Source organism: Asticcacaulis sp., from assembly GCF_027484505.1.
Lineage (GTDB): Bacteria > Pseudomonadota > Alphaproteobacteria > Caulobacterales > Caulobacteraceae > Asticcacaulis.
Genome location: NZ_JAIXSV010000264.1, coordinates 1 through 7,304, shown reverse-complemented (window position 1 = coordinate 7,304; position 7,304 = coordinate 1). Strand labels below are relative to the sequence as shown.

8 protein-coding genes are annotated in these 7,304 nt (G+C 59.8%); 4 read left to right on the top strand and 4 right to left on the bottom strand.

Annotated elements, in window-relative coordinates:
• Positions 1-47: 47 nt before the first annotated feature.
• Together leuS and Q0072_RS15725 are read right to left on the bottom strand one after the other, a co-directional pair.
• Positions 48-2,615, bottom strand: coding sequence for a leucine--tRNA ligase (gene leuS, locus Q0072_RS15730; RefSeq protein ID WP_298331994.1), 2,568 nt, complete (start codon positions 2,613-2,615; stop codon positions 48-50).
• Positions 2,616-2,723: 108 nt separating this feature from the next.
• Positions 2,724-3,218 (bottom strand): DUF3576 domain-containing protein, encoded by a 495-nt coding sequence (locus Q0072_RS15725; protein WP_290793976.1) that lies wholly within the window; start codon positions 3,216-3,218, stop codon positions 2,724-2,726.
• A gap of 529 nt (positions 3,219-3,747) precedes the next feature.
• Here Q0072_RS15725 and Q0072_RS15720 point away from each other — a divergent pair.
• Positions 3,748-4,149 (top strand): NtrZ family periplasmic regulatory protein, encoded by a 402-nt coding sequence (locus Q0072_RS15720; RefSeq protein WP_298331989.1) that lies wholly within the window; start codon positions 3,748-3,750, stop codon positions 4,147-4,149.
• Here Q0072_RS15720 and Q0072_RS15715 read toward each other — a convergent pair whose 3' ends face one another.
• Complete coding sequence (locus Q0072_RS15715) at positions 4,150-4,791, bottom strand: thiamine phosphate synthase (protein ID WP_298331986.1); 642 nt, start codon at positions 4,789-4,791, stop codon at positions 4,150-4,152.
• Between Q0072_RS15715 and Q0072_RS15710 the strand changes: the two genes are divergently transcribed.
• Positions 4,785-5,450 (top strand): YggS family pyridoxal phosphate-dependent enzyme, encoded by a 666-nt coding sequence (locus Q0072_RS15710; protein WP_298331983.1) that lies wholly within the window; start codon positions 4,785-4,787, stop codon positions 5,448-5,450. The genes Q0072_RS15715 and Q0072_RS15710 overlap by 7 nt on opposite strands.
• Here Q0072_RS15710 and Q0072_RS15705 read toward each other — a convergent pair.
• Positions 5,447-5,956, bottom strand: coding sequence for a L,D-transpeptidase family protein (locus tag Q0072_RS15705; RefSeq protein ID WP_298331980.1), 510 nt, complete (start codon positions 5,954-5,956; stop codon positions 5,447-5,449). The genes Q0072_RS15710 and Q0072_RS15705 overlap by 4 nt on opposite strands.
• Before the next feature lie 51 nt (positions 5,957-6,007).
• Here Q0072_RS15705 and Q0072_RS15700 point away from each other — a divergent pair, with 51 nt between their 5' ends.
• Positions 6,008-6,694, top strand: a complete 687-nt coding sequence (locus tag Q0072_RS15700) for a response regulator transcription factor (RefSeq protein WP_107875697.1) — start codon at positions 6,008-6,010, stop codon at positions 6,692-6,694.
• 110 nt (positions 6,695-6,804) lie between these two features.
• On the top strand, positions 6,805-7,203 hold the full coding sequence (locus Q0072_RS15695) for a DUF3052 domain-containing protein (protein WP_298331975.1): 399 nt from the start codon (positions 6,805-6,807) through the stop codon (positions 7,201-7,203).
• Positions 7,204-7,304: the final 101 nt, after the last annotated feature.

Sequence of the window (7,304 nt, the reverse complement as noted above, 5' to 3'; positions counted from 1 at the left end):
CGGGGCACTCAGCAGGGCGAAGGCCAGAAGGGCTTTGCGGATCATGATCAGCCTACGACAAAGTTGAGGATGCGGTTGGGAACGACGATGACCTTACGCACCGTGACGCCTTCAAGATGACGCTTCACGCCCTCGTCGGCAAGCGCCATTTCGCGGATTTCCGCTTCGGAGGCATTCAGTGGCACCTGAAGCTCACCGCGCTTCTTGCCATTGACCTGAACGGGCAGGGTATAGACGTCGTCTGTGGCCAGAGCCGGGTCGTATTGCGGCCAAGCGGCATCCGCGATCAGACCCTCATGCCCCAGACGTGCCCAACCTTCTTCGGCCAGATGCGGCGTCACCGGGGCGATCAGCCCGGCAAGGATGGTCAGGGCCTCACGGCGTGCCGCCGTACCGGTCTTTTGCACGTCAGAGGTGCGCAGGGCGTTGACGAACTCATACAGCTTGGCAATCGCGCCGTTGAAGCGGAAGCCTTCGAAGCCTTCGGTGACGGCCTTGGCGGCCTTGTGTGCCACCTTGCGCAGCTCCAGCGCTGCGGCTTCGTCCGCAGCCGCAATATCGCCTTCGGGCAGGCTGTCGAACTCGGCCCACACGCGCGAGGTAAAGCGCCATGAGCCTTCGACGCCAGATGCCGTCCATTGCACATCGCGCTCCGGCGGGGAGTCGGACAGCACGAACAGGCGCGCCGCATCGACGCCATAGGTGTCGAAAATGTCTTCCGGGGCGACGACGTTCTTCTTCGACTTCGACATCTTTTCGACGTCGCCGATTTTCAGCGCTTCGCCGGTGGACAGCTTGATGGCGGTGCGCTTGCTGCCTTCGCTGGTGACCTCGACATCCGACGGATCGACCCATTCGCCAGAGGCCGTCTTATAGGTTTCGTGAGTCAGCATGCCTTGGGTGAACAGGCCGGCGAACGGCTCCTTCACATCCAGATAGCCGCAGGTGTTCAGCGCACGCGTGATAAAGCGCGAATAAAGCAGGTGCAGGATGGCGTGCTCGATGCCGCCGATATACTGATCGACGGGCAGCCAGTAGTCGGCATCGGCTTTGCGAATGGCCTCAGATGCATCGGGGGCCGTAAAGCGTGCGAAATACCATGACGAGTCCACGAAGGTGTCGAGTGTATCGGTTTCGCGGCGCGCCGCCTTGCCACAGTGCGGGCAGTTGACGTGCTTCCAGGTCGGGTGGCGGTCCAGCGGGTTGCCCGGCACGTCGAAGGTGACGTCTTCGGGCAAAGTGACCGGCAACTGGTCGTCCGGCACCGGCACCACGCCACAGTCGTCACAGTGGATGACCGGGATGGGGCAGCCCCAGTAGCGCTGACGCGACACGCCCCAATCGCGCAGGCGGTAGATGATGGCGCCTTCGCCGAGGCCCATGGACTCGATCTTTTCAATCGCCGTTGCCTTGGCAGTTTCGATGTCCAGACCGTTGAGGAACTCGGAGTTAAAGATCGTGCCCGGACCGGTATAGGCCTCGGTCTCGACCTTGAAACTGGCCGCATCGGCATCGGTAGGCAGCACCACTTCGCGCACCGGCAAATCGTATTTGCGGGCAAAGTCGAGGTCGCGCTGGTCGTGGGCGGGACAGCCGAAAATGGCTCCGGTGCCGTAACCCATCAGCACGAAGTTGGCGATCCACACGTCGAGAGTCTCACCCGGCTTGAACGGATGGACGACCTTCAGGCCGGTGTTGAAACCGAGCTTTTCGCCGGTGTCGATTTCTTCCTGCGTCGTGCCGCCCTTCTTCACCTGATCGAGAAAGGCTTCCAGTTCAGGTGTGACGGGCAGGGCCTTGACCAGCGGGTGATCGGCGGCCACGGCGACAAAGCCCGCGCCAAACAGGGTGTCCGGACGGGTGGTATAGACTTCCAGCGGTTCGTGCGCGACGTCGCCTGCGAAGTTGAATTTGAACTTCAGACCCTTGGAACGACCGATCCAGTTAGCCTGCATCAGGCGCACCTTGTCCGGCCAGCGGTCGAGCGTCGAAAGCCCTTCGACCAGATCATCGGCGTACTGGGTGATCTTGAGGAACCACTGGGTCAGGTTGCGCTTTTCGACCACGGCACCCGACCGCCAGCCCTTGCCGTCTATGACCTGCTCATTGGCCAGAACCGTATTGTCCACCGGGTCCCAGTTGACCTGAGACTCCTTGCGATAGACGAGATCGTGCTTCAGCAGGTCGAGGAACCACTTCTGCTGCTTGCCGTAATAGCTGGGGTCGCAGGTGGCGAATTCGCGCGTCCAGTCGATCGACAGGCCCAGACGCTGAAGCTGCGCCTTCATGCTGGCGATATTGTCGTAGGTCCAGCCCTTCGGGTGGATACCGCGCTCCATGGCGGCGTTTTCCGCCGGCATACCGAAGGCGTCCCAGCCCATCGGGTGCAGCACGTTGAAACCGCGCGCGCGTTTGAAGCGCGCCACCAGATCGCCCATCGCATAGTTGCGCACATGGCCCATATGGATGCGGCCCGACGGGTAGGGAAACATCTCAAGGACGTAGTATTTCGGCTTGTCGCCGGCCTGATCCTTCGACTTGGTCAGGAAGGTCTGGGCGGCGTCCCAGCGGGCGCGTTGTTTCGGTTCGGACTCTTTGGGATTGTAGCGGGACATCAACGGACCTTTGGCGCAAACGGCGCGAAAAACAGGCGTTCGGCATAAACAAAAAGAGCGTCCGGGTCAAAGCCCGAACGCCCTTAATTTTGCAGCCGGAGAAGGGGCTTATTTCACATTGGAAAGACGCAGCTGACGCGCGCGCGTCAGGATGGCGTTTTCAATGTCGATCTGGGTCTGGGCCGAGACGCTGGCGTCCACCCATTGACCGCCCGTATTGACCTGCTTGTACAGCGACACGTTCAGGGCGTCGGCGCGCAGGCGGGTATCGAGGATATAGACCGTGGCCTTGAAACGCTCATCCGGCTTTTCCGGGTTGGCGTACCAGTCAGTGACGATAATGCCGCCCCACGGATCGGCCGAAGCCAGAGGCATGAAGGAGATGGTGTCGAGCGAGGCGCGCCACAGATAGGCATTGACGCCAATCGTTGCATTGGCCTGCTCGCTGGTCGGCTTAGAGCCCCCCAGACCCAGGAAGCCGCGCTTTTCGGCCTTGGCGTCGATGGTGGTCTCATCCTTTTTGCCGAAGCTCAGGCAGCCCGTCAGGCTCAGAGACAGGGCTGCGGCCAGCGTAATCAGAGCCGCCTTCTTGATCGTCTTCATAGTGTGTCGTCCACTCCGCATTCTGTCCCGAAGCGCCATCCCCAAATGAGGAGACGGGCATCTGTCCTGTTAACCGCTCTATAGCATGAGCAAACGGGGGTATGACAAGCCTTTCCTTGTCCCCCGGCTCCAGCCGTCTCCGGGCCGTCAGACCCGTTGAGGGGCATTTACGGCCAAAATCCGGGGCAAGCTGGCACCCAATCGCGGCACTTGTGCGGCAAAGGCGCGTTACGCTGGAAATCTGCGAGCCGCAGGGGCGTGTCTATTTGATCACATCTTTTGAGCGAATCTGACGGCTTGGCCAAATAACACCGATCACTATTGATTTCACGCGTGCAGGCTTTTAAGCGATTTATAACATATCCATGCCCTAATCAGGGTACAGGATAGGGACGGGCAGGCAATTGCGGGTATGTCAGGCGGTTACATAAATCCGTCACACAACCCATATAAGGCGAGCCCAACTGAGGTTTGAACGTGACCGGCCCGTGGGCTGATCATCGGAAGTGGTAGAGTTATGAAGCGGGTTATGGCAGCAGGGGTATCGGTTATGGCCGTGGCGCTTATCGCGTCTGCGCCGGCCTATGCGCTCAATAACCAGACCGCCAAGGCCAAGACCAGCGAAGCCACCGCGCCGTTGAGCCTCAGCACGGTTTCTACCGAAACCAATGCCGCTACGCGCCAGCAGTCGAAAATCTATCAGTGGTCGGTCAAGGGCCGCTGGGGTTTGAAGCTCGACCTCAATCAGGACGAGGCCCGCCCATCTGGCTGGAACGATGTGGACGCCGGTGCCTTCTATAAGATCTCGCCCTCGGTACGTGTGGGCGGTACGGTCGGTTTCGGCGAAAAGACCAAGTCGCTGCAACCGCGTGATCCGGCGGCCGACAAAGATCAGCCGCGCGTGCGTCTGGAAACGACCTTCAAGTTTTAATTATTTAAGCTGAAACGCCTCGACCGCGCCAAAACCGGCCAGACCGGAGTGCGTCAGTTGCTCGGCATTGTCCGCACCAATGCCGCCCAGCCCCAAAACCGGCACCGGGCTGAGGTCGCAAAACATCTGAATGCCCTTGAGACCCAGAGGCGCGACGTCTTTCGCCGAGGGACTCTGACTGGCGAAAACCGGTGAGATGAAGATAGCATCCAATGCTGTCACCTCCGCCAGATCGAGCCTTTCGCAGCCGTGACAGGCCCCGGTGATCAGCCAGTCGTGGTGCCTTTCACGCACATCCGGTGCCTTTGACAGCGCGCGTTCGGGCAGATGCACGCCATCGGCAGCCACCTCTTCGGCCAGTTCCACATCCTGCCCGATCAGCAGCTTCACGCCGTTATCGTCACACAGGGTGCGTAAGACGCGGGCATGGGCTTCGGCGTGGGGGTCGCCGAAATGCCGGTAGATGACGCCCGCCCCCGCAGGCAGGTGCGCAACAATCTCTTCCGGATGCGGGGTGCGTTTGGGATCGGTGACGTAAAACAGAGCCGGCAGGTCGCGCCCGTTTGCGCTGGACATATGCGCGTGGCGGGCTATGTCTCTGGCCCGGTTCATCAGAAAGGCGTAGCGGGTTTGGTATGTCATCTTCACCTTTGGCGGAAAATTACGCGCGTATTGTCAAAGGTCTGCACAAGACGCTGAAACTGACCGGGCGGCCGGAAGACTCCGCCTGCCTGACCGCTGTGTCCAAAAACCAGCCCTGGGAGGTTATACGCCCAGTGCTGGAAGCTGGCCATCGGCGATTTGGGGAGAACCGCGTGCAGGAGGCGATGGAACGCTGGGGACCGGTAAAGGATCAATATCCCGACCTGACCCTGTGCCTGATCGGCCCGCTTCAGAGCAATAAGGCCGCCGATGCCGTGGCCTTCTTTGACATTATCGAAAGCGTTGATCGGGAAAAAATCGCCTGCGCCATTGCCGATGAGGCGCAAAAGCAGGGCCGCGCCCCGCACATCTATGTGCAGGTCAATATTGGCGAAGAAGCGCAAAAAGCCGGAATTTTGCCCGTTGAGGCCGACGCCTTTATCGCGACGGTGCGTGGCTATGGGCTGGAACCGCGCGGTCTGATGTGTATTCCGCCGGTCGAAGGGCCGCGCGGTCCCTATTTCGCTTTGTTGCGCAAGATCGCCGAGCGTAACGGTATTGGGCATCTCAGCATGGGCATGAGCGACGATTTCGAAACCGCACTGCGCTTCGGATCGAACGAAATCCGCGTCGGCACGGCGATTTTTGGCTCGCGCTAGGTGACGATCTCCACATAGGTTTCGGCGTCGGCGGTTTTCAGTAATTCGCGCAGGTGGTCCAGACTGAGGGCCACGCAGCCTTCGGTGCCGGAATAGTCCTCACGCGCCAGATGCAGGAAGATGGCAGAGCCCAGCCCTTTGACCGGCGGGTCGTCATTGTGCCCCAGCACCACGATCAGGTCATAGACATGATCGTCGCGCCACAGGGTTTCATGTGATCCGGCAAACGGCAGCTTGACGGGCAGATTATACAGATCACTGCTTACATCGTCACACCATCCGTCATCGGGCGACAGGGCTTTCACCGGCAGGACCGTCTCCGGCACCGGCAAACGGTCAGGGCGATACCAGACATAACGCACCGGCCACAAACCCAGCGGCGAGCGCAGATCGCCCTCTCTTTTATCAGCGGCGGCAATAACGCCCCCTTTACCCAGAGCGCAACGCACCCTATCTGAGTTTAAGACTAGAAAACCTTCGGCGTATGCGGTAAAAATCTTGACCATAGGCCGGTTTACACCCTGAACTGATAAAAACACCCACAACGCTACAGGATTATGGTGCAACAAAAAACCCTGCTGATCGTTGATGACGATGACGAACTGCGCGAGGCGCTGGCCGAACAACTTGAACTGCACGAAGAGTTCAAGGTCACCCAGGCGTCGAATGGCACCGAAGGCATCCGCCTTGGGAAGACCATCAATGCCGACCTGATCCTGCTGGATGTCGATTTGCCGGATATGGATGGGCGCGAAGCCTGCCGCCTGTTGCGCAAATCCGGGCTGACCACGCCGGTGATCATGCTGACCGGGGCGGCGTCTGATTCCGATCAGATTCTGGGGCTGGATGCGGGGGCCAATGACTATGTCACCAAGCCGTTCCGTTTTGCCGTCCTGCTGGCGCGTATCCGCGCTCAGGTCCGCAGCCACGAAACCTCAGAGGACGCGACCTTCCGTATCGGGCCTTATGAGTTCAAACCAGCGCTCAAGTTGCTGATTGATCAGGTGCAGAAGAAGATTCGCCTGACCGAAAAAGAAACCAACATCCTCAAATATCTCTATCGCGCCGGCGGCAAGCCGATCTCCCGCGAAGAATTGCTGACCGAGGTGTGGGGCTATAATGCCGGGGTGACCACGCACACGCTGGAAACCCACGTCTATCGCCTGCGTCAGAAGATTGAACCCGACCCGGCCAATGCGCGTCTGCTGATGACCGACGCGGGTGGGTACAGGTTGCAATTCTAAGCAGGGTAGGCGCTCAAGCAGCGAAGCAATGGCGCTTTTGAGTACCCCTGCACCTGTGATTAAAGTAAGCCGGAGTTCCAGGAACTTCGGCTTTTTCTTTGGAGTTAGTGATGACCCCGGGCTATTCCGGCACACCTTTAGCCAAGAAACTCGGCTACAAGTCGGGGATGCGCGCGGCGGTGGTCGGCGCACCGGACGACTACAGGGATTGGCTTGAGCCTTTGCCGGAGGGTGTGGGGTTCGGGGCCGATGATCCGGAGCTGGTGCATCTTTTCACCACCGAGCGTGCGGCTCTGGAAGCGGCTCTGACGCACTGGCGCGGGGCTTTGAGGCCGGACGGCATGGTCTGGGTATCGTGGCCCAAGAAGGCTTCGAAGGTGCGGACCGATATTACCGAAGACGTGATCCGCGAGGTCTGTCTGCCACTGGGCTTTGTCGATGTGAAGGTCTGCGCCGTCAGCGACGTGTGGTCGGGTTTGAAGCTGGTGGTACGCAAAGAGCTGCGCTAACCCTCCTCCCTGTGCCGAAGGCATGGGGAGGTGGCATTTTGAGCGTAAGCGAGAAATGACGGAGGGGGATTCCGCCATAACTTTAAACTATTGCGTCTTTG

Excerpts from the sequence above, each read along its gene's own strand:
- leuS (WP_298331994.1), bottom strand. The coding sequence starts at position 2,615 with ATGTCCCGCTACAATCCCAAAGAGTCCGAACCGAAACAACGCGCCCGC.
- Q0072_RS15725 (WP_290793976.1), bottom strand. The coding sequence starts at position 3,218 with ATGAAGACGATCAAGAAGGCGGCTCTGATTACGCTGGCCGCAGCCCTG.
- Q0072_RS15720 (WP_298331989.1), top strand. The coding sequence starts at position 3,748 with ATGGCAGCAGGGGTATCGGTTATGGCCGTGGCGCTTATCGCGTCTGCG.
- Q0072_RS15710 (WP_298331983.1), top strand. The coding sequence starts at position 4,785 with ATGTCATCTTCACCTTTGGCGGAAAATTACGCGCGTATTGTCAAAGGT.
- Q0072_RS15715 (WP_298331986.1), bottom strand. The coding sequence starts at position 4,791 with ATGACATACCAAACCCGCTACGCCTTTCTGATGAACCGGGCCAGAGAC.
- Q0072_RS15705 (WP_298331980.1), bottom strand. The coding sequence starts at position 5,956 with ATGGTCAAGATTTTTACCGCATACGCCGAAGGTTTTCTAGTCTTAAAC.
- Q0072_RS15700 (WP_107875697.1), top strand. The coding sequence starts at position 6,008 with ATGGTGCAACAAAAAACCCTGCTGATCGTTGATGACGATGACGAACTG.
- Q0072_RS15695 (WP_298331975.1), top strand. The coding sequence starts at position 6,805 with ATGACCCCGGGCTATTCCGGCACACCTTTAGCCAAGAAACTCGGCTAC.